Source organism: Pseudoxanthomonas fibrivorans (assembly GCF_041464125.1).
Classification (GTDB): Bacteria; Pseudomonadota; Gammaproteobacteria; order Xanthomonadales; family Xanthomonadaceae; genus Pseudoxanthomonas.
In genome coordinates, this window is sequence record NZ_JBGNUG010000001.1 from 2,667,280 (window position 1) to 2,691,678 (window position 24,399).

The window sequence follows — 24,399 nt, forward strand, 5'->3', positions numbered from 1 at the left end:
GGCGGGGGATGTCCATGCGCTGGAAGCGGACGATGGTGGCGGCTGCACTGGCCCTTGGGCTGGCGGCGTGCGCGACGACGACATCTCCGACAGGCCGCACGCAGTACATGGCCTATTCGGACGGCGAGCTCAACCAGATGGGCGCGCAGGCCTTCAACGAAATGAAGTCCAAGAAGAAGACAGTGTCCGGCGGCCAGCAGAGCGCGTACGTGCAGTGCGTGGTGAACGCGCTCGTTCCGCACCTGCCGCCCGAATGGCGGAACCTGCCGTGGGAATCGGCGGTTTTCGTCGATGACACCCCGAACGCCTTCGCCCTGCCGGGCGGAAAAGTCGGCGTCAACACCGGCATGTTCAAGGTGGCCAGGAACCAGGACCAGCTCGCCGCCGTGATCGGCCACGAGATCGGCCATGTCTACGCGCGGCACACCAACGAGCGCGTGTCGCGGCAGAGCGCCACGTCCACCGGCCTGGCGGTGCTGGGCGCCTTGGCCGGTGCCCGGTATGGGCAGACCGGCTCGGACCTGGTCACCCAGGGGGGAGGCATGGCCGCGCAGGTCGGCCTGCTGCTGCCATTCTCCCGGACCCAGGAAGAGGAGGCCGACGAAATCGGCCAGCGGCTCATGGCGCAGGCCGGCTTCGACCCGGCCCAGGCGGCGACGTTGTGGCAGAACATGATCGCCGCCTCGCAAGGCGGCTCCCCCGAGTGGCTGTCCACGCATCCGGATCCGCAGAACCGGATCCGCGCGCTGGAGGCCAGGGCGCCCTCGCTGCAGCCGCTTTACCAGGCCGCGCGGGACGCCGGCCGTACGCCACGGTGCGGTTCCTGACTCCACCCGCAACGCGTATTTGGTGGCATTCCGAAAGAATCCCGGTTCTGTTAGCGTTGCCGACCCGGTTCACGCCCCGCCGACCGCGGTGGCCCGTACGAGGTGATCCAATGAAATTCCGCAGCAAGCATGCCGTCCTGTCGCTCTTCATCGCTGCCGCCCTCGGAGGCGTGGTGGTGGCAGACGCCTCCGCCCAGTCTTCGCGCTCGAGCAAGAAGTCCGAGAAGGCCGAGGTGATGTTCCCGGACGCCACCCGCCAGGAGCCGTCCGCGAAGAGCTCGACCAAGGCCGGCAAGAAGCTGCAGAAGCTCATCGACGCGTATAACGACAGCGACTTCCCGTTGACCCGCACCCTGGCGGACGAGGTCCTGGCCACCGAGGGCGCCAACAACTACGACCGCTCGCTCGCCGCGCAGCTCGCCGCGCAGGCCGCCTACAACCTGGACGATGCCGCGGGCGCGAAGAAGTACCTGCAGCAGGTGCTGGATCTCGATGGCCTGGACAACAACGGCCACTTCCAGTCCATGCTGATGCTGGCGCAGTTGCAGCTGGCCGACGACGAACTCGCTCCTGGCCTGGCGACGCTCGAGCGCTTCCTGACCGAGAGCAAGTCCAAGCGTCCGGACGACCTGATGCTGAAGGGCCAGGCGCTGTACCAGATGGAACGCTTCCAGGAGGCGATTCCGGTGCTGAAGCAGGCGGTCGAGGCGACGCCGGAACCGAAGGACAGCTGGATCCAGCTGCTGATGGCGTCCTATGCCGAGACCAACCAGAACGCGGAAGCGATCGCGCTGGCGGAACGCCTGGCAGCGAAGAACCCGGCCGACAAGAAGGCCCAGATGAACCTGGCTTCGGTCTACGCGCAGGCCGACCAGATGGACAAGGCGGCCGGAGTGCTCGAGAAGCTGCGCGCCTCGGGACAGCTCTCGGACGAACGCGAGTACAAGCAGCTCTACATCACCTACGCGAACATGGACGGACGCGAGAAGGATGTCATCGCCGTCATCAACGAAGGCATCCAGAAGGGTGCGCTGAAGGCCGACCACCAGACCTACCTGGCGCTGGCCCAGTCCTACTACTACAGCGACCAGATTCCGCAGGCGATCGAGAACTGGCAGAAGGCCGCCCCGCTGTCGAACGACGGCGAAACCTACCTCAACCTGGCCCGCGTGCTCTGGCAGGAAGGCCGGGTGGCGGAGGCCAAGCAGGCGGCCCAGCAGGCCCTGGCCAAGGGCGTCAAGAAGCCCGAGGACGCCAAGAAAATCATCAACTTGAAGTAGCTTCACGGAAAAGTGCCGGGCCCTAGGCACAGGGGCGCGGGATTGGTATATGCTTGGCGGTTCATGCGGTGTCACCCGCGAGAACCTGGGCCTCCTGCGCGGAAACGCGGGTGGCCCGGCCCCACACCTGAGTCATTAGGCGCATGGCTGAACAACTGGTTGTCCACAGGAACTACGATGAAACCGAAGATGCGGGCCTGAGCTGGCCGCGCATCATCGGTATTGCGTTCGTCATTGCGCTGCACCTGGCTGCGCTCATGCTGTTGCTCATTCCCGCCGTGGCGCCGAAGGCGGAGGTGGAGAAGGAGCGCAACATCCTCGTCACCCTCGTCGACGCTCCGCCGCCGCCGCCCCCGCCGCCGCCGCCGCCGCCGCCGCAGGACAAGCCGCCGCCGCCGATCAAGGAGCTGTCGCCGCCGAAGCCGTCGCCGGTTCCGCCGCCGCCGGAAGCTCCGCCGATCGATGTGGCCGAGCCGCGCCCGACCGACGTCTACCAGGAGCCGTCGCCGCCCGCGCCGCCGGCACCGGTGGCCGACATCTCGGCCAGCGTGGACATCTCGTCCAAGAACATGAATCCGCCGCGTTACCCGCCGGCCGCGGCCCGTTCGGGCATCGAAGGCGAGGTCATCCTGGTCATCGACGTGGCGGCCGACGGTTCGGTCACCAACGTGTCGGTCGAAAAGTCCAGCCGCAATCGCGACCTGGACCGCGCCGCCATGGAGGCCGCCCGCAAATGGCGTTTCAATCCCGCTACTGTGAACGGCCAGAAGGCGGCCGGTCGCGTTCGGGTCCCGGTGAACTTCACCCTGGGTTGATGTCCGCACCCCGTGGCAGCCGCCACGGAAACCGGGCCTAGCGTCTCCGCCTTCCTTCTCCATCAAACAAACCAAAGGTAAGCGTCATGCTGCAGGAACTCTTCATCGCCGCCGCTGCCGGGGGCAACAACGCGTCCGCCCTCACGCAGATGGGCTTCGACCACCTTCTGTCCGAGATGGTCGCCAATCCGGGCGAGTTCGCCGTCTCCTGGATCGTGCTGATCACCCTGGTCCTGATGTCGGCTGCGTCCTGGTACTGGACCATCTTCAACGCCATCAAGAACACCCGCCTGAAGTCCTACGCCGACCGCGTGGTCAACGCGTTCTGGGAAGCGCCGAACGCCCAGGAAGCCATCCGCGTGATGGAAGAGCAGCCGCGCAGCGAGCCGTTCTCCAAGATCGCCCTCGACGCCGCCCAGGCCGCCGCCCACCACCAGCGCACCGAAGGTTCGAGCGCCGGCCTGGGTGAGTCGCTGACCCGTTCGGAGTTCGTCGACCGTGCCCTGCGCCAGGCCGTGACCCGCGAGAGCTCGCGCCTGCAGTCGGGCATGATCCTGCTGGCGACCGTCGGCGCGACCGCGCCGTTCGTGGGCCTGCTGGGCACCGTGTGGGGCATCTACGGCGCGCTGATCAAGATCGGTGCCACCGGCTCCGCTTCGATCGACGCCGTTGCCGGCCCCGTGGGCGAGGCGCTGATCATGACCGCGATCGGCCTGTTCGTCGCGATCCCGGCCGTGTTCGCCTACAACTTCTTCAGCAAGATCAACAGCGCCACGATCGCCAAGTTCGATTCGTTCGCCCACGATCTGCACGACTTCTTCGCCACCGGCTCGCGCGTGCGCTGAGCCGGTACCCCGAAGAACGATCCAGGCAAGTAACGGAGAGCCCGCATGGCCTTCAGTTCCGACAACAGCGGCGGCCCGATGGCCGACATCAACGTCACGCCCCTCGTGGACGTGATGCTGGTGCTGCTCATCATCTTCATCATCACCGCGCCGCTGATGTCGCATAAGGTGAAGATCGAACTGCCGGAAGCGAACCTCGCCCAGAAGCCGGAAGAGACGGAGAAGCGGGTCATGCCGATCACCGTGTCGGTGAAGGAAGACGGTTCGCTGTTCTGGAACGACGAGCCGATCACCCGCGAGGTGCTCGAGTCGCGCCTGTCGAGCGTCGCGCAGCAGACCCCGCAGCCGCCGCTCAACCTGCGTGGCGACAAGACCACGAAGATGCGCACGATCAACGACATCACCAAGATCGCGCAGTCGCAGGGCATGCTCGACATCGGCTTCGTCGCAACCAAAGAGAAGGGTCAGTAAGCCATGGCTTTCAGTTCCGGTTCCGGCAAGGGCCCCATGGCCGACATCAACGTCACGCCCCTCGTGGACGTGATGCTGGTGCTGCTGATCATCTTCATCGTGACCGCGCCGATCATGACCTACCCGATCGACGTGGCGCTGCCGCAGCGGGTCATCAATCCGCCGCCGCAGCTGCGCGAGCCGCCGCCGCCGATCGAACTCCGCATCGACTCGACCAACCAGGTCTTCTGGAACAACGGCCCGGTGGCAGTGGGCGCGCTCCAGCAGATGATGGAGACCGAGGTCCAGCGTGATCCGACCAACCAGCCGGAACTGCGCATCGATGCCAGCTCGGACGCGGAGTACGAAACCATGGCCAAGGTGCTGGCCGCGGCGAAGAACGCGCAGATGATGAAGATCAACTTCGTGCAACAGCAGTAATCGCGACGCGGATCCTGCTTCCTGCAGCGGCAGGCTCCACGAAGTGATGAAAAGCGCCGCCCTCGGGCGGCGTTTTTCTTTTCCGGGGATGGCGGCGGCCTCCGCCAGGCAACGCCGCCGACGCGTGCCCGGATCAGCGTGCGGTGATCGCCAGGTAGGTACGGACGGTGGCGTCGAACCCGTCGTACAGCGCTTCGCCGATGAGCGCATGGCCGATCGAGACTTCCAGGACGTCCGGAACGACATCGAGGAAGCGCCCCAGGTTCGCCTGCGACAGGTCATGCCCGGCGTTCACGCCCAGGCCCGCCGCCTGCGCGCGCCGTGCCGTGTCCGCACACTGCTCCAACGCGGCTTCTTCCCGCCCGTCGGCGAAGGCCCCGGCATACGGACCGGTGTAGATCTCCACGCGGTGCGCCCCCATCGCGGCCGCGCGGTCCAGATCCTGCACGCCCGGATCGACGAAGAGGCTGACCCTGCAGCCCAGCGCGGCGAAGGCCGCGACCTGCGCGGAAAGCGCGGTCGTGTCGCGGTCGAAGACGAAGCCGTGGTCGGAGGTCAACTGGCCGTCCCCGTCCGGCACCAGCGTGACCTGCGCCGGGCGGACCTGTTCGCACAGCGCCAGCAGCCCGGGATAACCCGTCCGCGGCGGGGCGAAGGGATTGCCCTCGATGTTCAGTTCCACGCCGAACCGCGCGGCCAGGGTCGCAAGGGGCGGAAGGTCTTCGGCCACGATGTGCCGTCGATCGGGTCGCGGGTGCACGGTGATGCCGTGCGCGCCTGCCTCGAGGCAGGCCAGGGCGGCAGCCTGCACGTCGGGATCGCGGCCACCGCGCGAGTTGCGCAGCACCGCGACCTTGTTGACGTTCACGCTGAGCCGGGTGCTCATGCGGTGGGCGGTGCCGGATCCTGCGGCGCCGGGCCGGCTGCCTCGCGCTTGCGTGCCTCCGCCAGTTCGCGCAGGCGGCGCAACTCGATCGGATCGATCATGGCCGTCTCGTCGCGCGACGCCTCGCCGGCGCGGTCCAGATACCACCCGCGGATCCAGGCGACGAACAGCGCCAGCGCCGCCACCAGGCTCAGCAGCAGGAGCCACGTGTGGACCGTGGTGATGGCCATCAGCAGGGCACCGAAGGCCAGCAGTAAATAGAGCCAGTGCATCACCCGTCTCCCCTGGGTTGACCCGGCGGCGGAATGCGGCCGGGCGGGCCATCATGCCCCGCGCGATGGGCGCCCGGGTACCCGTACGTCCGCCACCGCCGCCCGCCCGTCGCCGCTACAGGAGGGGTGACAGCAGCCGCGCGAACGCCTCGGGAAGCCGGTGCCGCCACAGCCCCATGGGACGGTCCAGCCGCACACGCTGCGCCTGTCCGAACTCGCCTTCCAGGTGCGCGGCCAGCGCGTCGCAGATTCCCCGGTCGCGCAGCAGCATGGATACCTCGAAGTTGAGGCGGAAGCTGCGGTGGTCGAAGTTCGCGCTGCCGACGATGCACAGGTCCTCGTCGGCCAGCAGGGCCTTGGTGTGCAGCATGCGGGGCCCGTACTCGTAGACCTGCACCCCGGCCTTGAGCAGCTCGTCGAAGTACGAGCGGGCCGCCAGGGTGGCCAGCGTGGAGTCGCTCCGGCGTGGCACGAGCAGCCGCGTGTCCAGGCCCCCGAGCGCCGCCGAGGTCAGCGCCATCCGCGCGGCTTCTCCCGGCACGAAGTAGGGCGTGACCAGCCAGACCCTGCGCCTGGCCTCGTGGATCGCGGCCACGTGCAGCCGGTGGATCGCCTCCCACGATGAATCCGGACCCGATACCAGGACCTGCGCCCCGACCGCGCCGGTGGGCGCCGAAGGCCAGTAGTCGGGCTCGGAGAAGGCCTTGGGTTCGCATCCCATCGCGTAGACCCAGTCCTCGACGAACACCAGCTGCAGGCTGCGCACGACCGCGCCCTCGACCCGGAGATGCAGGTCGCGGTAAGCGCCGTCCAGCAGCGATTCGTTCTCCTCGTCGGTGACGTTGATGCCGCCGATAAAGCCGGTCGAACCGTCCACCACCACGATCTTGCGATGGCTGCGCAGGTTCACCCATGGCCGGGTGAACGGCTGGAAGCGCGTCGGATGGAACCAGGCCACCTCGCCGCCGGCGTCGATCAACGGCCGCAGGTGGCGTCGGCGCATCCGGCCGGCGCCGACCGCGTCGAGCAGCAGGCGCACCTTCACTCCCGACCGCGCCCGCTCCACCAGCGCGTCGCGCAGGCGCAACCCGGTCCGGTCCGGGTTCCAGATGTAGTACTCCAGGTGGACGTGGTGGCGCGCTCCGGCGATGGCCCGCAGCAGCGCGTCGTAGGTGGCGCACCCGTCCACCAGCCAGTCGGCCGCGGTGGCCGAAGACGGCGGCAGGCCGGTGGTGGCAAAGCCGAGGCGGGCCAGCTCGAGACACTGCGGATCCCCCGCCGGCGTCCCCGCGAACTGCTCCAGGCCCGAACGCGAGCGGCCACGCCGCAGCCGCTGGCGCTGGATCTTCTGCGGCCCCAGCAGGAAGTAGATCAGGAACCCGATGTACGGCAGCAGGGCCAGCGACATCACCCAGCTCAGCGTCGCTACCGGCTCCCGCTTCTGCAGCACGATCCACACGCCGAGCCCGACCATGTACAGCAGCCAGGCCAGCACCAGGTAGAGGCCCAGCCGCGGAAGGTCGGCCAGCCAGTTCAGCACGTCATGGGGCAGGGTCATCGGCCGATTCTAGGCGAGAGGGCGTCGACGGCTGAACGCCTCATGCGGCGCGCGCCGGGTCCCCGCCGATGAGACGCGGCCGGCGTACGGTGATGCCATGAGCGCCACGATCAAGGGTCGCGGGTCGCGGCACTACCTGCCCGGCCGCTTCGAACGCACCACCACCGAGGCGGTGGACGACGGTTGGGCGGGCGCCGACGAACCCGAATCCGGGCCCGATCCGCTGCGGCCACGCACCGAGGTCCGCGAAGAACGGGCGCGCAGCATCATCAGCCGCAACGACTCGCCCGACGTCGGCTTCTCGCAGTCGCTCAATCCCTACCGTGGCTGCGAACACGGCTGCAGCTACTGCTTCGCCCGGCCCTCGCACGCCTACCTCAACCTGTCTCCGGGCCTGGACTTCGAGACCAGGCTGTTCGCGAAGACCAATGCGCCCGACCTGCTGCGGCGCGAGTTCGCCCGCCCCGGTTACACGCCCAGTCCGATCGCGCTGGGCATCAACACCGACGCCTACCAGCCGGTGGAACGTCGCCTGCAACTGACCCGCCGGCTGATCGAGGTGATGCTCGAGCATCGCCACCCTTTCAGCCTGATCACCAAGAATGCGCTGGTGGAACGCGACATCGACCTGCTGCGGCCGCTGGCGGAGCAGCGGCTGATCCACGTGAACTTCTCGGTGACCACGCTCGACCCGCACCTCGGTGCCCGCCTGGAACCGCGAGCGGCCGCGCCACATGCGCGCCTGCGCGCAATGGCGCGGCTGCACGGGGCGGGGATTCCGGTCGGCGTGCTGTTCGCGCCGGTCATTCCGTGGGTGAACGACCACGAACTCGAAGCGGTGCTGGAGGCCGCGGCCGGGGCTGGGGCCGCCGGCGCCGGCTATGTCCTGCTGCGCCTGCCGCATGAGGTCGCTCCGCTGTTCCGCGACTGGCTGCAGGCGCACATGCCCGACCGGGCCGCCCGCGTGATGGCCGCGATCCGGCAGATGCGGGGAGGGCGCGACTACGACGCCACGTTCGGCAACCGCATGCGTGGGCAGGGGGCCTATGCCGCGCTGCTGGCGCGGCGCTTCGCCCTCGCCCACCGGCGTGCCGGCTTCGACCGGCGAGGCATGGAGCCGCTCGACTGCAGCCGGTTCCACGGTCCATCCGCGTCGCCGCAGGGCGAGCTGTTCTGAGCCTGCAAACCACGAAACAGGTGTTGCACGGCTGAAACACCCGGGAAAGCCCGCCCCAGCGGCGTCCCGCCGCGAATACGAGGCCCGCGCTGCTGCGCGCATGCAACACCCCCACCGGAGCGGGGCGCCTTGTCGATCAATTAAGTCATTGTTTTAACAGGACAATCAAGGTTGGCACGGGTCGTGCGCTGCTGTTCCCGCCATTCCGCGGGGACCGCCGATGCAACGACACCTTGCCCTCCTACCGCTCCTGGCGCTGCTTGCGGCGCCGGGCGTCGCACGCGGCGCGGACGCCCACACCGGCGTCCACGCGGCCCCGGGCCAGATCGTGCTGCTGCGTGACGTCAACGCGCGGCACGCCTATCGCCCGGCGCCGCCCAGCATCGCCCTCATCGTGGATCCGACGCCGACGCGCGAGGTCCAGCAGGCGCTTGGCACCGGCGAGTTGACCGACGACGATTTTGCCGCGATGTCGACGGGCCAGGTCGATGCCTCGGGCCGTACCGGCACCCTGCCGCAACAGATGACCGAGCGTGCGCTGCACGGCTCGCTCGGCCGCCTCACTGGCGACAACAGCGCGCTGTCGGGCGGGAGCCTGGGACGCAGCGTCGGCGGCGTTACCGGCGCGGTCACCGGCGCGACCCGCGGCATCGCGCCGACGATCACCGGCGCGCTCTCGCAGTTCCCGCTCGGCAGCGGCGGCCAGGGTACCGGTCCGTGAAGGCGGCAGGCGCCCGGCGTCGCGACCCGGCCGGCACGTGGTTGCCGTGGCTGTTCGCAGCCGGCGCGCTGCTGGCCGCGGGCCGGGCCCCGGCGGCGGACGCGTACGCGGACATGCTCGGTTACCTGGCCCAGACCCGGATCGAGGATCGCGCGCTGGCCGGCAGCACGGGCGCCATCGCGGTCAACATGTCCGCCGGCGACCTCAACCAGCAGGCCAACGTCCGCGCGATCGCGATCGGCGACGCCGCAATGGCACATGCCGACGTGCGGCAGCAGCGCAGCGACGACGTCCACGACCTCCCGCGGGAAGCCAGCGCGACCATCGGCGGCGCGGCGCTCTCCGGGGCGAGCGGAATCGCATCGATCAACCAGGCCAGTGGCAGCGGCAACGCGGAATACAACGCGGTGGCGATGGTGCTGGCGCAACAGGGCATACGCGAAACGCCGGACAGCTTGCTGTCCACGGGCGTTGCCGCGTCGGCGGAGCGGCAGCCGCCCCCCAACCCGGCGGGGAGGACCGCCAGTCGCAACGTGGCAGTGGAAGCCACCGCGCTGCGCGGGTTCGAGGGGGTCTTGCAGCTCAATCAGATCGCGGGTTCGGCCAACGCGACCGGCAACGTCCTGACGTTGTCGCTCCCGCCGGGACCGTGAGGCGGTAATCCAACCAACCGAGAGCAAGAGAGAGAGAGGACACCATGAAAAGGACCCTGAAGTGGACCGTGCTTGCCGTGGCGATCACCGCCGCGACGGCCGCCAACGCCGAAACCACCGTCGACAACAACATCGTCAACAACTGGACGACCAACACGACGATCGATACGGACATCGACACCAGCCTCAGCAAGACCAAGTCGTACACCTCGACGGTCGACAAGTCGTACACGTCCGACGTGACCAACACGGTTGATACCTCCTACACGTCCGACGTGAGCAACACCGTCGACACGTCCTACACCTCGGACGTCAGCAAGTCCGTGGACCTGTCCTACAGCGATTCGTTCGATCGCGACACCACCGTCACGCACGACGTCGCCACCTCGTACAGCGACACCGTCGAGAAGAACACCACGGTGGACAAGAACGTCGACGTCGACCTGGCCTGGAACTACCAGAGGAACGTGGTCGACAACGACATCACCCACGACGAAGACGTCAACATCGACCACGACATCACCAAGGACACCGAGATCGACGAGCATGGCGTCTCGGCCGAGCTGGAGTCGGACCTGTCGCTGACCTCCGACATCGACTTCACCGGCAACCCGACCGTGTCGGGCGACCTGGAGATCGATTCCGCCGCGATCGCCGTGATCGACAACCGCCAGTCGAACAGCGGCAACCTCGGCATGAACGACGAGCTGACCAACGATGCGTCGATCGCCGACGACACCGCCAGCGAGGCCGAAGGCAACCTGCAGTTCAACGTCGCCGCCGGCGATAACAACCAGCAGGACAACGCCGCCGCCCTGTCGGCCGCGGATGCCAGCTTCGCGTTCGGCCTGGCCGACTCGAAGGTCTTCGTCCAGCAGAGCGGCAGCGGCAACCTGACCAGCAACCTGGGCCAGACCAACACCGCCAGCGTCGGCGACGCGGCCTTCGCGACCGCCACCGGCAACATCGGCGTGAACGTGACCTCCGGCAACAACAACCAGCAGAAGAACGGCCTGGCCGCTTCGGTCGCCACCTCCCGCTACGCTTCGGCGGCGGTCAGCTCGAACCAGATGTCCTCGGGCAACGCCGTGTCCAACGCGCCGAAGGTCGAGGAAGGTGTGGCCGAAGTGCAGATCAGCCTCAGCGGCGCGATCACCGGCAGCCTGGGCAACGTGACCTACCAGGGCCGCGGCAACGCCTACCAGAAGGACAACTTCTACCTGGATACCTGGGATGGCGAGCTTGACCATCCGAACGGCTCGGAGACCGGTCACATCGACATGGACAACGAGATCCAGAACGCGGTCGACAATCCGTATGCCGACGGCGTGGGTGGCATCGCGTTCGACACGGACGAGGAAGGGACCATCAGCTTCGGCGAGCTGGGTCCGGACGCGCTGAGTGCTTCGCTGTCCGGCGTGATTGCCGTGCCCACCATCGACACGGTGGCCGCGGCGACCAACACCGCCTCGCTGTCGGGGAGCGCGTTCATGAGCGCGACTGGCAACATCGGCGTCAACGTCTCGGCGGGTACCGGCAACCAGCAGGCCAACAGCCTGTCGATGGCCGTGGCCCAGCCGTCGGCGGGTGGCGCGGGTGGTGGCGGCGGCGGCGAGTGAGCCGCAAGCGGACGTGATATCCCGAAAGGGATGAAAGGGTGACTCCCGGCCATCCGCCGTGGCCGGGAACTCACGGAACGCCCCGTCCCGCCTCCCCCGCGGGACGGGGCTTCCACTTCGACGCGGCGGCCCACCCTCCAAGGAAATGCGCCATGTCGCGAATGCTGGTGACCGGCCTGACCCTGCTGGCCCTGCTGTGCGGTGCACCGGCGGGCGCGGCGCGCGCCGCGGACGTGGCTTTCGCCGGAGTGCTGCCCAATGGCGCCCTGTACCGGGCACCGGTGGTGAGCATGCGCGAGGCCCGGTTCGCCAACCTCGTCCGACAGCAGACCGACTACAGCTGTGGCGCCGCTTCCCTGGCGACCATCCTGCGCTACGCCTACCACCTGGACGCTGACGAGACCACCGTCATCGAAGGCATGCTTTCGCTGGCCGATCCGGAGGTGGTCAAGGAGCGCGGCTTCTCGCTGCTGGACATCAAGCGTTACGTGGAGAGCCTGGGCATGCGTGGCCGTGGCTATCGCGTGGACGAGAACCGGCTGCGCTCGCTGCGCGTCCCCAGCCTGGCGCTGATGGACGTGAACGGCTTCCGTCATTTCGTCGTGCTCAAGCAGGTCACCGGCGACATGGTGGAGATCGGCGACCCCATCCTGGGCAACCGGGTGATCCCGCTGCCCCAGTTCCTGGAAGCCTGGCCGTCCCGGGCCGTGTTCGTCGTTATCGGGACGGACTTCGATCGAAACACCGTTCTGCTGCAACCCAGCACCAAGCCCAGTGCACGGGCGCTGTATGCGCGGCAGGGACCGATCACCGACGCCGAGCTGCTCGACTTCGGTTTCACCCATGCCGACCTGTTCTGAGAGGAACCGACCATGAGCGGGAAACGGACACTCTGCATCGCCATCGGCCTGGCGGCGGCGCCGGCCGCGGTGCCGGCCCTGGCGCAGGAAGCGAAGGCCGCGGGCGCGGCACCGGCCAGCGGCCTGACCGAACTGACCGACGAGGAAATGGGCGACATGCGCGGCCGCTACACGGTCAGCAGCAATACCGTCGCCTGGTTCGGCGTGACCATGGTCTCGACCTGGCAGACCCAGGCCGGGCAGCAGCTGACCAGCAGCATGAAGGTGACCGTCGACGGACGCCCGCCTGACGGCCCGGTGGTCACCTTCCAGCCGCACGTGAGCATCACCGCGGCCGACGCGCCGGTGCCCACCCCGGATGGACAGCGCGAGATCGACAACTCGGGCCTGGCCAACGTCACCGGCGTGGTCCAGAGCGTGCAGGTCGCCGGCGACGGCAATGCCGGCAACAACACCGCCCACATCACCATCCGCGACGAGCCGGCGACCCCCGAGCAGGCGACCGCCTCGGTAACGGCCGCGGCCGCCGTGCTGCCGGGCCCGGAGGCTTCGCCTTCCACGGTGGCCGTCGCTTCGGTCAGTGGCATGAATGCGGTCGCCCAGCTCGAGGACAACACCGCCCGCGTGCTGTTGCAGATCGACGGGCAGGGCGCGGTCGAGCAGTGGATCAACCGAAGCGGCATGGGCCAGACGATCCAGCTCGCCGCCGATGGCCACCAGGCCAGCAACTGGATGGAGCTCGACGTGGTCCGCAGCACGTCGCAGGGACGCACGGTGCTGGGCCAGAACGTCGCCCAGGCGATCGCGCTCAGCCGTGGCATCGCCATCGGCTACTGAAGCACGCGGAACAAGGAGAAACAGGGTGATCAGGAAGGCAGCGGCGGGACCCTCCATGGCATTGCGCCTCGCGGTGCTGACGGCACTGGCGACCACCGCGCTCGTGGCGGCGGCGCAGGACGCTCCGGCCCCGGGCGACGAGGCCGAGCTGCGCCAGCTCACCGAGGACCTGGCCGAGCTCAAGGCCGCCTACGCGCAGGAAGTGCGGCGGCTCCGCGAACTGGACATGCAGGTGCAGGCCCTGCAGGCCCGGCTCGCGGGCAAGGTGCCGGCGGCCTCGCAGGCCGCCCCGATCGCGTCTACCGCCACCGTGGCCGCTCCCATCGCGAGCTCCCCGTCCGCCACGCCGCCGGCCGGCGCCGACGGCCAGCAGGCGGCGTCGCCACCGGCCGGCTACGCCAGCACCGCGGCCGAAGCCGAAGCGGCGCGGAAGGAGATCCCGCGCAGCGTCGCCGACGTGAAGCAGGCCACGCGCACGTTGTTCGACCAGCGGCTGGTGATCGAGAACGGCCTGACCTACAACCGCTATGACCGCAAGCAGCTCACGCTCAACGGCTTCCTCGCGCTGGATGCGATCTTCCTCGGCAGCATCGCGATCGAGAACGTCGAGTCGGACACGCTGAACTACAACCTCGCCGCGCGCTGGGGCGTGACCCCGCGGCTGACGCTCAACATGGACGTCCCCTACGTCGCGCGCAAGACCGTCTACCAGAAGGGCGGCGCCGGCGGAGCCGCCGGGGCGATCGCCCAGGAGGAGACCACCGGCAGCGGCCTGGGCGACATCACCTTCAGCGGCAACTTCCTGATGCTGCCCGAGACCCCGGGTCGGCCGGAAACCGTGCTCAACGTGGGCATCACCACGCCCACCGGGCGGGAGCCCTACGGGATCCCGTGGACCGTGCTCGAGCGCGACGACGACGACTTCATCCGCTTCGCCGTGCCGGAGGAGCAGCCCACCGGCAACGGCGCCTGGCAGGCCAGCGTCGGCGTATCGGCGGTCAAGACCAGCGATCCGGCGATCCTGTACGGGAACATCGGCTACACGTACTCGTTCGAGTCCAGCTTCGACGACATCGACAACAATCCGGACACGGTGAACCCGGGCGACGTGAAGCTGGGCGACTCCTTCTACTTCGGTGCAGGCGTGGCGTTCGCCTTCAACGAACGCACCAGCTTCAGCATGTCGCTCAGCAACCGGCTCAGTGCCCGCGCCCGCACCCGCTACGACGGACAGCCCTGGAGCAAGGTCATCGGCAGCGACGCCAACTCGGCGCTGTTCAACCTGGGCGTGACCTACGCATTGAACGACCACGCGACGATGGTCGGGCTGCTGGGCATCGGGCTTACGCCTGATGCACCCGACTTCACCCTCGGCTTCCGCGTGCCCTATTCGCTGTAACAGGCGCCACGACCTACGCCGCTCCACCCGCGGCGGCACCGGCAAGGTGCCGTCGCGGCGTCAGGTGCGCAGGGCTTCCAGTTCGAGCTGGTGTTTCTTGCACAACCGGTAGACGGTGACCCGGGAAACGCGCAGGCGGCGCGCGCATTCGCTGACATTGAAGCCGGTGTCGCGAAGCGTGGTGAGGATGGCCTCGCGTTCGGCGTGCACCCGCAGCCGGCCAAGGCCGTCGCTCTCCCCGACCGTCGCGTCCTGCAGCTGCAGGGACGCCGCGTCGATCAGCTCGCTCTCGCACACCACCGCCGCGCGCCGCACGCGGTTGAGCAGCTCGCGGACATTGCCCGGCCAGCGATGGCCATGCAGCTGGCGCCGGGCCGTCGCATCGAAGCCCCGCGCCCGTACCCGGTGCTGTTCGCGGAACTGCGCGAGGAAGTGCCGGGCCAGCAGTTCGACATCGTCGCCGCGGTCGCGCAGTGGAGGCATGTGCAGCCGCAGCACGTCGAGCCGGTAGAAGAGATCCTGGCGGAAACGCCCCTGCGCCACGGCGTCCTCGAGGTCGACATGGGTGGCGGCGACCACGCGCACGTCGACCCGTATCGACTGGCGGCTGCCGATGCGCTCGAGGGTGCCTTCCTGCAGGACGCGCAGCAGGTTGGTCTGCGCATCGAGCGGCAGGTCGCCGACCTCGTCCAGGAACACGGTGCCCCCGTCGGCCGACTCGAACAGGCCGATGCGCCGGCCGGACGCGCCGGTGAACGCACCGCGTTCATGGCCGAACAGCTCCGCCTGGACCAGGTTCGGCGGCAGGGCGCCGCAGTTGATCGCCACGAACGGTCCATGCCGGCGCGGCGAAAGGTCGTGGAGCGCGCGCGCGGCCAGCTCCTTGCCGGTGCCGGTCTCGCCGGTGACCAGCACCGGAAGCTCCACCGGCGCGAACTTGTTGAGGCTCGCACGCACCTGCAGCAGCGCCGGACTGGCGCCGATCAGGCAATCGCCATGCGTACCCGGCGAGGGCACCTGGTCGCCCTCGACGATGCGCTGCAGGCGCTGGATCTGTTCCAGCGCCAGCGGCTCCTGCAGTTCCAGCAGGCAATTCTCGGGGGCCGGCGCGCCGGCGTGGCGATGGCCGGTCAGGGCCACGAGCGGAAGGTCGGGATGGCGCGACAGCAGCTCGCGCATCGTCACCAGCCATGCCGGATCCGCGTCGCGGAGATCGACCAGCGCGGCGACCAGGTCGCCACCGCGCAGGCCGATGCGGGCGCCGCCGGCGTCCTCGACCACGCGCAATTCCCACCCCGCGGCCGCCACCACGTCGCGTTCGTGATGGCCGGGTCGGCCCAGCCAGATGATGCAGCGCTTGCGTATGTCGGGAACGGCCGCCATGTCGTGCTCCTGGATATCCATCCGGGCTACGAGGCGGATAAACGTTCCCCCGCGGCCCCCGGGCAGGCTTCAGAGCCTGCCTGCGTGCGATGACAGCGTGCTGAAAACGCGACGCGGACGCCGCGACCGCCCGGAGGGCGGAGCGGCGCAGGTCGGGTATCCAGCCGTCGTCTCTATCGGCGCTGACAGATGAAAGGCGCGGGACGAGGGCAGTGACGGGCACGCGACAGGTCATCGTGCGTGCCCGGAAACAGGAATGGAGCGTGGTTCGACAGCATGAGCGGATTCCCCCGAATCGTGTCCCGCTGGACGGGACATTGGTGCATCAGTACTCAGGAGAACGCCGGATGACGCCGTCGCAGGCCAAAAAGCTTCATTCAGTTATGTGACGAATTGCGTCGGCTCACGGCGCCTTGGCGGGATACGCGATCATCAGGACCAGGTCCTCGTCGCCGACCTGCTGGATCGCATGGGTGCTGCCGGGACGGGTCAGCATGGCGTCGCCCGCGCCGACCTCGTGCACCTTGCCGTCGAGCACGTAGCGGCCGCGGCCCTGGAGGACATAGTAGATCTCGTCCTTGTGATGCAGGTGCAGGCCGATGCCGGCACCTTTGTGCAGGACGCGCTTGCGCATGACGAAGGCCAGGCCGGGTGCATCGGCGAACAGCGGGTACGCCGTGGTCTCCCCCGGACCTCCGTGCGGGCCGGGCTGCCGGCGGGCGACGTCGCGCTCGTGCACGACCGACGACGGCTGCGCCTGCGCAGCCAGCTCGGCGCGCGCGGTGGCCGGCGCGCCGCAGTCGGTGTCGCGCACGACGTGGGCGGCGAGCCCCGGATCCAGCGCCTTCCAGTCGCGCACAACCAGGCACGCGACCATCGTCGCGCCGGCCGTGCTGAAGTGGGTGTCGTCGCGAACGTCGCGCTCCGGCACGTGCTCGAAGTACGCCCTGGAGGGCTCGTCGCCGAGCGCACGCAACCAGTCGGTGCTGCTGGCGTTGAGGTCGATCAGCGCGACCTGCTCGCGCGCGGCGAGGTCGCGCACTGCACGGGTGTAGCGGGCGTGGGTGTCGAGCAGCGAGCCGAAATCCCACACGCGCCGCGACACCGGGGTGAGCAGGATCGGCGTGGCGCCCCGCTCGCGCGCCGCGGCCACGTAGCGCATCAGCCACTGCGGATAGGCCTGCTCGGGCTCGTTGTAGCGCCGCGGGTCTTCGTACTTGGCGTCGTTGTGGCCGAACTGGATCAGCAGCACGTCGCCCTTGCGCAGCTCGCGCGTGATCGGCTCCAGCCGCCCCTCTTCGATGAAGCTGCGCGAACTGCGGCCGCCCACCGCGTGGTTGCGGACCTCGAGGCGGGACGGATCCAGGAAGCCCTGCAGCTGCTGGCCCCAGCCGTTGCGCGGCGCCCGCTCGGGCCCGTACTCGGCGGCGGTGGAGTCGCCGGCGATGAACACCCGGCGCACCTGTGCCCGGGCGTCGCCGAAAGCGGCAAGGCTGGCAACGAACACGATGATCGGCAGCACGCGCATCGACATGTCGCTCGTCCGTGGAAGAAAAAAACGCCCCGCTTGCGGCTCGGCCGGGCGGGGCGGGGTCGGGACCGGATCCGGCCACGGATGCGGAGAGAGGGTGCATCCACCAGCCCGGCGGATGCGCAGCCGCAGCCGGTACGCGTCCCGACGTGGGGTTCAGCGCGCCAGCCAGCCGCCGTCGACCGGAATCACGGCGCCGTTGACGTAGTCCGACGCGGCGCTGGACAGGAACACCGCGGTGCCGCCCAGGTCGGCCGGTTCACCCCAGCGCGCGGCCGGGATGCGGTCGAGGATCGCCTTGTTGCGGTCCTCGTCGGCGCGCAGCTGCGCGGTGTTGTCGGTGGCCATGTAGCCCGGCGCGATCGCGTTGATGTTCACGCCCTTGGCCGCCCATTCGTTGGCCAGCAGGCGGGTGATGCCTGCAATGCCGCTCTTGGAGGCGGTGTACGACGGCACGCGGATGCCGCCCTGGAACGAGAGCATCGAGGCGATGTTGATGATCTTGCCGCGGCCCTGGGCGATGAAGTGCTTGCCCGCGGCCTGCGACATGAAGAACGCGGACTTGATGTTGACGTTCATCACGTCGTCCCAGTCCTTCTCGGAGAACTCGACCGCGTCGGCGCGGCGGATCAGGCCGGCGTTGTTGACCAGGATATCCAGGCCGCCCAGGCCGGCGACGGTCTCGGCCACGATCCGCTCGACCGGTTCGATGCTGATCAGGTTCGCTTCGATGTTGAGGAAGCGCCGGCCCAGCGCCTTGACCTTCTCGCCGGTCTCGTCGGCCGGCACGATGCCGGCGGCGGCGATGTCGGCGCCCGCGGCGGCCAGCGCCAGCGCGATGCCCTGGCCCAGGCCGGTGTTGGCACCGGTGACCAGCGCGACCTTGCCCTCGAGGCTGAACGGATTCGTCATGGTGGTTCCCTTCCTCTGCATGCGGATGTGGGGTGCGCCGCGCGGCATCCGCGCGGCGCGCTGGCGGTTTACTTGAGCTGGCAGATGTCCAGCACGTTCATGTCGGTGTAGTCCAGGTTCTCGCCGCCCATCGCCCAGATGAAGGCGTAGTTGCTGGTGCCCGAACCCATGTGGATCGACCACGGCGGCGACACCACCGCCTCGTCGTTCTGCATGACGATGTGGCGCTGCTGGTCCGGCTGGCCCATGAAGTGGTAGACGCGGTCGTTGGCGCCGAGGTCGAAGTAGAAGTAGACCTCGCTGCGGCGGTCGTGCAGGTGCGGCGGCATGGTGTTCCACACGCTGCCCGGCTTGAGCACGGTCAGGCCCAGCAGCAGCTGCGAGGACTGGCAGGTGGCCGGCACGATGAACTGGTAGATGGTGCGTTCGTTGCTGGTCTCCAGCGCGCCGCGCTCCAGCGCCACCGCGTCCTTGATCGACAGCTGCTTGGTCTCGAAGCGCGCGTGCGCCGGGGTCGAGGTCAGGTAGAACTTCGCCGGATTGGCGGCGTCGGCGGAGGCGAACACCACCTCCTCGCTGCCCATCGCCACGTACAGGCCGTCCTTCGGACCCAGCGTGTAGGCGGTGCCGTCGACGGTGACCGTGCCGGCGCCGCCGCCGACGTTGATCACGCCCAGCTCGCGGCGCTCGAGGAAAGGCTTGCCCGCGGCCGAGGCTGGCTCGGTCTGCTTCGGCAGCGAGACCGTCTTGCCCACCGGGGCGGCGCCGCCGATCACGAACCGCTCGTAGTGGGTGTAGTTCAGCCGCACCTCGTCGGCGGCGAACAGCTCGCCGATCAGGTACAGGTCGCGCAGCTCGTCGTTGCTGGCGCCCTGCATGACGCCGGGGTGGGTCGCGTAATAGGTCTTCTGGTACATCGGTCGGCTCCTGGGGGCGTGCGCCGGGCCGGGTGTCCGGTGGCCTCGGCTGTGCATTGGCAGGGGATTCTAGCGAAGGACGGTAACCGGTGTCATTCCGCGGTGCGGCAATTGGCCATGCCGGTCGCGGCGCGGGCCCGGATCAGGCGGGGGGCTGGCAGGAATCGCGGACGATCAGGTGCGGACGCACGCTGGCCACCGGCAACGGCGCGTTGTCGGTGCGGATCAGCATGGTCGCGGCGATCCGCCCGGTATCCCGGGTCTGGCGGCGCACCGAGGTCAGCGACGGCCACAGGCGGGCGGCCAGCGGACTGTCGTCGTAGCCGACCACCGACAGGTCGCGCGGGATGCTGATCCCGGCGCGCATGGCGACCTTGTAGACGCCGGCGGCCATCTCGTCGTTGCCGCAGAAGATCGCGGTTGGCCGGTCCTTGCCGGCGAGCAGCTTCTCGGCCGCGGCCACGCCCGACTCGAAGGTGTAGCTGGCCTCGATGATCCGCGACTTCGGCACCTCGATGCCGCGCCGGGCCAGCGTCCCGACGAAGCCCTCGGTGCGCTCGATCGCGGAGCGATAGGCCAGCGGACCGGTGATCAGGGCGATGTTGCGGTGGCCCAGGGTCAGCAGGTAGTCGGCCGCCTCGGCCGCGCCGTCGCGGTCGTGGGTGACGATCATGCGGCCGTCGGTGTCCTCGAAGCCGACCGGCACGATGCGGGTGTAGCGGCAGCTCATCTCGGCGAGCATGTCCGCCAGGTTCTGGTCCTCGGAGGCGCGCGGGATCAGCATCACCCCGTGCAGCTTCTGCTGCTGGACGAAGCGGCGCACGCCGTCGATGTAGCCCGGGCTGCGGGTGTCGCAGGGATGCACCACCAGCTCGAACCCCGACTCGCGCAGCGCGTCCAGCGCGCCGTACTGCATGTCGACGATGTACTGGGCGGTCGGGTTGTCGTAGACCATGCCGATCAGGAACGAGCGGCGGAACGCCAGGCCGCGCGCCAGCGGATCGGGCACGTAGCCGACCTCGCGCATCAGCGCCTCGACCTTCTCGCGGGTGTCCTTACGGACCAGCGGCGAGTGGTTGATGATGCGCGAGACGGTCTTCTTCGAGACCCCGGCCAGCCGGGCGATGTCGTTGATGGTGGCCGCCTTGCCTGCGGCGGGCCGGTCGGCCTGGAGAGAAGAACGCGCGGGCATCGGGATGGTCGGCGGAAAGGTCGGTCGATTCTAGCCGTGCGGCGGGACCGGTGTCCCGCCCGGGACAACGCCGGGCGGGGGGCCGGGACAGGAGGATCAGGCCCGCAGCGCGGCCGGCAGCCACAGCGACAGCTGCGGGAACAGCGCCACCAGCAGCAGGACGGCCAGCGCGGCCAGCCAGAACGGCCAGATCGTGCGCATGCTCTGGGCCACGGTGATCTTGCCGATCGAGGTGCCGATGAACAGCACCGAGCCCACCGGCGGGGTCACCAGGCCGATGCCGCCGGCCAGAACCATCACCAGGCCGAAATGGATGGGATCGATCCCGTACGCCTTGACCACCGGCAGGAAGATCGGCGTGCAGATCAGGATCTTCGGCGCCAGGTCCATGAACATGCCGAGGATCAGCAGGATCGCCACGATCATCAGCAGCACCGTGGTCTGGCTGTCGGCGACCGACTTGAGGAAATCCACCGCCGCCGCCGGCACCTGCAGGTAGGCCAGCAGCCAGCCGAACACCGCCGCGGTGGCGATCACGAACAGGATCACGCCGGTGGTGCGGGCGGCATGGACCACGGCGCCGCGGAACTCGGCCCAGCGCAGCTGCCGGTACAGGACGATGGTCACCAGCAACGCGTAGACCACGGCGATCGCCGCCGACTCCACCGCGGTGAAGATGCCGGCGCGGATGCCGACGAAGATCAGCAGGATCAGGCCCAGGCCCGGCAGCGCCGCGACCAGGCGCAGCACCACCGCGCGCCAGCCCGGGAACGCTTCGGTGCCGTAGCCGCGGTGACGGGCGACGGCATAGCCGGTGATCATCATCGCCACCGTCATCAGCAGCGCCGGGACGATGCCCGCGGCGAACAGGTCGGCGATCGACAGGCCGCCGCCGGCCGCGGCCGAGAACAGGATCAGGTTGTGCGACGGCGGGACCAGCAGCGCGACCAGCGCCGCGGTCATGCACACGTTGACCGCGTAGTCGCGGTCGTAGCCGCGGTTGACCATCTGCGGGATCATCGTGCCGCCGACGGCCGAGACGTCGGCCAGCGCCGAGCCGGACACGCCGCCGAAGAACAGCGACGACAGCACGCTGACCTGGCCCAGGCCGCCGCGCATGCGGCCGACCAGCGCCGCGGCCAGCGCGATCAGGCGCTCGGAGATGCCGCCGCGCAGCATCAGCTCGCCGGCGAAGATGAACAGCGGGATCGCGATCAGCGACACCGAGCCGGCGCCGGCCGAGATCTGCTGGACCAGCACGATCGAGGGCACGTCCAGGTAGAACAGGGTCGCCAGCGCGGCCACCGCCAGCGCGAACGCGACCGGGATGCCGAGCAGCAGGAGCAGGACGAACAGGCCCAGAAGAATGGCGATGGCCATGGATCAGGTTCCTTCGGTGCGGGCGGGCTGCAGGACCAGCCACGCCTTGTTGAGGGCGAACACGCAGATCAGCGCGCCGCCGATCGACAGTGGCAGGTAGTTGATGCTCTGCGGCATCGCCGCGCCCGCGATCTTGATGTCGAGGCCATCGAGCAGCAGCACCGCGGCCCAGGTGGCGATCAGCGCGCCGACGGCGGCCATCAGCAGGGGACGCAGCAGGTCCAGGATCCGGCGTGCCGTGGCCGGCAGGTGCTCCGCCAGCAGGTAGAAGCCGAAATGGCGGTCGGTGTGGACGCCGGCGGCGGCGCCGAAGCTGAGCGCGGTGCTGAGCAGCAGCAGCGTCACCGGTTCGGTCCAGCTCGGCGAATCGTTGATCACGTAGCGGGCGAACACCTGCCAGCCCTGGACCACCACCAGCCCGACGAGGGCGGTGGCGGCGATGGCGATGGCGATGCCGGCGAGTCGGTCCAGGGCGCGCTGGGCGGCGGCTTCAGCGCCGCGCGGCGCCGGGACGGTGGTGGCGGTCTCGGTCATGGTCTCGGGTCAGGCGAGGTCGCGGATGCGACGGTACAGGGCTTCGATCTCGGGCTTCTGGTGGTACTCGTCCAGCAGCGGCTGGGCGGCCTTCCGGAACGCCGCCAGGTCCACCTCGTTGGCCTTGATGCCGTAGTCGAGCACCGCCTTGCGCGCGGCGCCCTCGGACTCGTCCCACCTGGCGCGCATCACCGGCACCGATTCGCGCGCCACGCGCAGCAGCAGCTGGCGGTCGTCGGGGGCCAGCGACAGGAAGCTCTCGCGCGACATGATCAGCACGTCGGGCGCGTAGGAGTGCTGGGTCTCCGACCAGAACCTGGCGGCTTCGAAGTGGCGGCTGGAATGGAAGCTGCGCATGTTGTTCTCGGCGCCGTCGATCATGTGCGTTTCCATCGCCGAGAAGGTCTCGCCGAGCGACATGGGCGTCGGGTTCGCGCCGAGCAGGCGCACCAGCTTGATGAAGATGTCCGAAGCCGCCACGCGCATCTTCATGCCGTGCAGGTCGGCCGGCGCGACGATCGGGTGCTTGGTGTTGTAGAAGCAGCGCGCGCCGGAATCGTAGATCGCCAGGCCGACCAGGTCGCGGGTCTCGAAGCTGCGCAGCACCTCGTCGCCGACGTCGCCGTCGACGACCCGGCGCAGGTGGCCGATCGAGTCGAACACGTAGGGCAGGCACAGCGCCTGGGTCAGAGGGAAGGCGTTGTTCAGAGCGCCCGAGAACACGCGGGTGATGTCGATCACCCCGTAGCGGGCCATGTCGATCGCCTCGGCCTCGCGGCCAAGCTGGCCGGAATGGTAGAGGCGGATCTTCAGGCGGCCGCCGGTCTCGCGCTCGAGCGTCTGGCCGATCCAGCGCACCGCCTCGACGGTGGGGTAGTCGGTGACGTGCACGTCGCTGGCGGTGAGCACGCGGTGGCCCGCGGCGTCGATCTTGTCCGAGGAGGCGAACGCACGGCCGGCCATGGCCATCGGCAGCGCACAGGCGGCACTGGCGCCGCCCAGCAGCAGGCGGCGTCGGGTCAAACCGGTCATGCAGGCGTCTCCTGGCGGGCGGGCACGGCGTGGCAGTCGAGCGTGCCGTATCCGGTGAACACGATGCGCGCGCCCTGGCCTGCGGCGATGTCGTGGATGCCGGTGGCGTTGCCGGTGGCGATGTACTCGCCGGCCTTCAGCGGCCGGCCGCGGCGTGCCGAACGGGACAGCGCGAAGGCGAACGCCGCGCGCAGGCCGCCGGGCAGGCGCTGCGCGCCGCCGGTGCCGACGCTGGTGCCTTCGATGAGGGTTTCGGCGAGCAGTCCGGCCTCGTCCCGCGTGGTCCAGTCCGGCACTTCCGGGCCGAGGATCAGGCCGTTGTTGTTGCCGAAATCGGACACCACCACGCGCGGGCCGAGCTGGTTGATGGTGGCCAGCGGGCTGCTGGCGACCTCGACCCCGATGTACAGGGTCGCCGGCAGGGCGGCCGCCTCCTCGGGGGTCCAGTCGAGCTTGCCGTCGGGCGCATCGGCGTCCAGGCGCAGCACGTACTCGGCCTCCACCGCGCCGAACCCGCCGACGAACACCGGAATCGGGGTACTGCTACCGGTGGCATTCCACAGCTGGCGGGCGAAGATCGGCCCCAGCAGGCGCTCGTCCCCGGAGGCGTCGCGACGCTCCGGGGCGATGTAGCCGACCTTCCAGCCGACCACCCGGTCCGGCCATTGGGCGATGGCCAGGTCCTGCACCCGGTAGGCGGTGACCAGGTCGTCCGGAATGTGGCCGGGGAAGGCGTCGAGCGCCTCGCCGCGACGACGTGCGGCCACGAAGCGGTCCGCGATGGCGGCCAGCTCCGGCGGAGCCGGCGTATCGTCCTTGTGGCCCGTGACAGTGCTCAAGGTGTCTCCCCAGGAATATGCGCGTGGTGTGTTGCGCCG

At 69.2% G+C, this 24,399-nt stretch carries 25 protein-coding genes; 13 read left to right on the forward strand and 12 right to left on the reverse strand.

What is annotated here, in order from left to right; genetic code table 11:
• The first annotated feature begins 14 nt into the window (after positions 1-14).
• From ACA089_RS12310 to ACA089_RS12335, 6 genes are all read left to right on the forward strand, one after another.
• Positions 15-827 (forward strand): M48 family metallopeptidase, encoded by an 813-nt coding sequence (locus ACA089_RS12310; RefSeq protein WP_372017180.1) that lies wholly within the window; start codon positions 15-17, stop codon positions 825-827.
• Between the two features lie 110 nt (positions 828-937).
• Positions 938-2,107 (forward strand): tetratricopeptide repeat protein, encoded by a 1,170-nt coding sequence (locus tag ACA089_RS12315; protein WP_372017181.1) that lies wholly within the window; start codon positions 938-940, stop codon positions 2,105-2,107.
• 143 nt (positions 2,108-2,250) lie between these two features.
• Positions 2,251-2,922 carry an energy transducer TonB gene (locus ACA089_RS12320; RefSeq protein WP_459077396.1) on the forward strand — a complete coding sequence of 224 codons (672 nt, stop codon included), beginning with the start codon at positions 2,251-2,253 and terminating at the stop codon, positions 2,920-2,922.
• An 86-nt stretch (positions 2,923-3,008) separates the two neighbouring features.
• Positions 3,009-3,767 carry a TonB-system energizer ExbB gene (gene exbB, locus ACA089_RS12325; RefSeq protein WP_372017183.1) on the forward strand — a complete coding sequence of 253 codons (759 nt, stop codon included), beginning with the start codon at positions 3,009-3,011 and terminating at the stop codon, positions 3,765-3,767.
• Positions 3,768-3,812: 45 nt separating this feature from the next.
• Positions 3,813-4,238 (forward strand): ExbD/TolR family protein, encoded by a 426-nt coding sequence (locus ACA089_RS12330; protein ID WP_372017185.1) that lies wholly within the window; start codon positions 3,813-3,815, stop codon positions 4,236-4,238.
• A gap of 3 nt (positions 4,239-4,241) precedes the next feature.
• Positions 4,242-4,658 (forward strand): ExbD/TolR family protein, encoded by a 417-nt coding sequence (locus ACA089_RS12335; RefSeq protein ID WP_372017186.1) that lies wholly within the window; start codon positions 4,242-4,244, stop codon positions 4,656-4,658.
• 133 nt (positions 4,659-4,791) lie between these two features.
• Here the strand turns inward: ACA089_RS12335 and ACA089_RS12340 are convergent, their stop codons facing one another.
• The 3 genes from ACA089_RS12340 to cls all read right to left on the reverse strand — a co-directional run bounded on the left by ACA089_RS12340 (position 4,792) and on the right by cls (position 7,374).
• Entirely contained in the window at positions 4,792-5,544 is a 753-nt protein-coding gene (locus tag ACA089_RS12340; RefSeq protein WP_372017188.1) for a pyridoxine 5'-phosphate synthase, read from the reverse strand.
• Positions 5,541-5,816, reverse strand: a complete 276-nt coding sequence (locus ACA089_RS12345) for a hypothetical protein (RefSeq protein WP_372017190.1) — start codon at positions 5,814-5,816, stop codon at positions 5,541-5,543. Before ACA089_RS12345 ends, ACA089_RS12340 begins: the two co-directional genes overlap by 4 nt.
• A gap of 115 nt (positions 5,817-5,931) precedes the next feature.
• A complete protein-coding gene (cls, locus tag ACA089_RS12350) occupies positions 5,932-7,374 on the reverse strand; it encodes a cardiolipin synthase (protein ID WP_372017191.1) in 1,443 nt (480 codons plus the stop codon).
• Between the two features lie 97 nt (positions 7,375-7,471).
• Between cls and ACA089_RS12355 the strand changes: the two genes are divergently transcribed.
• From ACA089_RS12355 to ACA089_RS12385, 7 genes are all read left to right on the forward strand, one after another.
• Positions 7,472-8,551 carry a PA0069 family radical SAM protein gene (locus tag ACA089_RS12355; RefSeq protein ID WP_372017193.1) on the forward strand — a complete coding sequence of 360 codons (1,080 nt, stop codon included), beginning with the start codon at positions 7,472-7,474 and terminating at the stop codon, positions 8,549-8,551.
• 220 nt (positions 8,552-8,771) lie between these two features.
• The gene (locus tag ACA089_RS12360; protein WP_372017195.1) at positions 8,772-9,272 is read left to right on the forward strand and encodes a hypothetical protein; all 501 of its coding nucleotides are present in this window, start codon (positions 8,772-8,774) and stop codon (positions 9,270-9,272) included.
• Positions 9,269-9,925: a hypothetical protein gene (locus tag ACA089_RS12365; RefSeq protein WP_372017197.1), complete on the forward strand. Its 657-nt coding sequence runs from the start codon at positions 9,269-9,271 to the stop codon at positions 9,923-9,925. The genes ACA089_RS12360 and ACA089_RS12365 overlap by 4 nt, the downstream gene beginning before the upstream one ends.
• A gap of 44 nt (positions 9,926-9,969) precedes the next feature.
• Positions 9,970-11,544, forward strand: a complete 1,575-nt coding sequence (locus ACA089_RS12370; protein WP_372017199.1) for an adhesin — start codon at positions 9,970-9,972, stop codon at positions 11,542-11,544.
• Positions 11,545-11,696: 152 nt separating this feature from the next.
• Positions 11,697-12,404, forward strand: a complete 708-nt coding sequence (locus tag ACA089_RS12375; RefSeq protein WP_372017201.1) for a C39 family peptidase — start codon at positions 11,697-11,699, stop codon at positions 12,402-12,404.
• Positions 12,405-12,416: 12 nt separating this feature from the next.
• Positions 12,417-13,241 (forward strand): hypothetical protein, encoded by an 825-nt coding sequence (locus tag ACA089_RS12380; RefSeq protein WP_372017202.1) that lies wholly within the window; start codon positions 12,417-12,419, stop codon positions 13,239-13,241.
• Positions 13,242-13,296: 55 nt separating this feature from the next.
• Positions 13,297-14,640 (forward strand): transporter family protein, encoded by a 1,344-nt coding sequence (locus tag ACA089_RS12385; RefSeq protein ID WP_372017204.1) that lies wholly within the window; start codon positions 13,297-13,299, stop codon positions 14,638-14,640.
• Positions 14,641-14,700: 60 nt separating this feature from the next.
• On the opposite strand, the gene ACA089_RS12390 is transcribed toward ACA089_RS12385, so the two are convergent.
• The 9 genes from ACA089_RS12390 to ACA089_RS12430 form a co-directional block, all read right to left on the reverse strand.
• A complete protein-coding gene (locus tag ACA089_RS12390) occupies positions 14,701-16,023 on the reverse strand; it encodes a sigma-54 interaction domain-containing protein (protein ID WP_372017206.1) in 1,323 nt (440 codons plus the stop codon).
• Positions 16,024-16,426: 403 nt separating this feature from the next.
• Positions 16,427-17,551 carry a GDSL-type esterase/lipase family protein gene (locus tag ACA089_RS12395; RefSeq protein ID WP_372017773.1) on the reverse strand — a complete coding sequence of 375 codons (1,125 nt, stop codon included), beginning with the start codon at positions 17,549-17,551 and terminating at the stop codon, positions 16,427-16,429.
• A 159-nt stretch (positions 17,552-17,710) separates the two neighbouring features.
• Positions 17,711-18,466, reverse strand: a complete 756-nt coding sequence (kduD, locus tag ACA089_RS12400) for a 2-dehydro-3-deoxy-D-gluconate 5-dehydrogenase KduD (protein WP_372017207.1) — start codon at positions 18,464-18,466, stop codon at positions 17,711-17,713.
• 68 nt (positions 18,467-18,534) lie between these two features.
• Positions 18,535-19,383 (reverse strand): 5-dehydro-4-deoxy-D-glucuronate isomerase, encoded by an 849-nt coding sequence (gene kduI / locus ACA089_RS12405; RefSeq protein ID WP_372017209.1) that lies wholly within the window; start codon positions 19,381-19,383, stop codon positions 18,535-18,537.
• Between the two features lie 142 nt (positions 19,384-19,525).
• Positions 19,526-20,575 (reverse strand): LacI family DNA-binding transcriptional regulator, encoded by a 1,050-nt coding sequence (locus tag ACA089_RS12410; RefSeq protein WP_372017211.1) that lies wholly within the window; start codon positions 20,573-20,575, stop codon positions 19,526-19,528.
• A gap of 96 nt (positions 20,576-20,671) precedes the next feature.
• Positions 20,672-21,955 carry a TRAP transporter large permease gene (locus ACA089_RS12415; protein WP_372017213.1) on the reverse strand — a complete coding sequence of 428 codons (1,284 nt, stop codon included), beginning with the start codon at positions 21,953-21,955 and terminating at the stop codon, positions 20,672-20,674.
• Positions 21,956-21,958: 3 nt separating this feature from the next.
• Positions 21,959-22,489, reverse strand: a complete 531-nt coding sequence (locus ACA089_RS12420; RefSeq protein WP_372017215.1) for a TRAP transporter small permease — start codon at positions 22,487-22,489, stop codon at positions 21,959-21,961.
• A 9-nt stretch (positions 22,490-22,498) separates the two neighbouring features.
• Positions 22,499-23,521 carry a TRAP transporter substrate-binding protein gene (locus ACA089_RS12425; RefSeq protein ID WP_372017216.1) on the reverse strand — a complete coding sequence of 341 codons (1,023 nt, stop codon included), beginning with the start codon at positions 23,519-23,521 and terminating at the stop codon, positions 22,499-22,501.
• A complete protein-coding gene (locus ACA089_RS12430) occupies positions 23,518-24,360 on the reverse strand; it encodes a 2-keto-4-pentenoate hydratase (protein ID WP_372017218.1) in 843 nt (280 codons plus the stop codon). Before ACA089_RS12430 ends, ACA089_RS12425 begins: the two co-directional genes overlap by 4 nt.
• Positions 24,361-24,399 lie beyond the last annotated feature (39 nt).